The 737-nt window shown below is 64.3% G+C and carries 1 pseudogene; it reads left to right on the top strand.

From position 1 onward, the window contains the following. Positions 1-737 (top strand): annotated as a pseudogene (locus ACTWPW_RS64485) (hypothetical protein); the annotation flags it as partial.

Here is a 737-nt window from a genome sequence, read left to right as displayed (position 1 = left end):
TTCGACCACCTCTACCGCTACGCCAACCTGTACGAGATGATCGAGCACCGCAAGGCCGAGAAGATCGTCGACCAGCTCACCGAGGTGATGCCGGGCCGCCCGACCTACCTGCACCACCGCGACCCGATGGACAACGTGCGCGAGCCCTACGACAAGAGCTCCACCGCGCCGATCAGCCGGCTGCACGCCCTGACGATCATGGCCGCCGAGCAGCAGACCATGAACTTCTACATGAACGTCGGCCCCACCTACATGGAGCCCATCGCCCGCCAGCTCTACCAGGAGATCGGCCTCATCGAGGAAGAGCACGTCACCCACTACGAATCGCTCGTCGACCCGGGCGAGAGCTGGTGGGAGATGCTGCTCAACCACGAGTACAACGAGTGCTACCTGTACCACTCCTTCATGGAGACCGAGTCCGACCCCAAGGTGAAGAACATCTGGGAGCTGCACCTCAACATGGAGCTGGAGCACCTGCGGCTGGCCGCCGAGCTGTTCAAGAAGCACGACGGCCGCGACCCCGAGCAGGTGTGCGCCCCCGAGCTGCCCGCCCCGGTCACCTTCGAGCCGAACAAGGGCTACATCCGCGAACTGATCGCCACCCAGATCGACTACACCACCCTGGGCACCGGCTACGTGCAGGAGGCCCACGAGCGGTTCGAGAAGATGCAGGAAGCGCTGATGGGCGGCGACAAGGCACCCTCCGAGCGGGTCATCGACGACAACCGCGCCAAGTC

Source organism: Nonomuraea sp. KM90 (genome assembly GCF_052246675.1).
Taxonomy (GTDB): domain Bacteria; phylum Actinomycetota; class Actinomycetes; order Streptosporangiales; family Streptosporangiaceae; genus Nonomuraea.
This window is presented reverse-complemented; position numbering and strand designations above follow the sequence as displayed.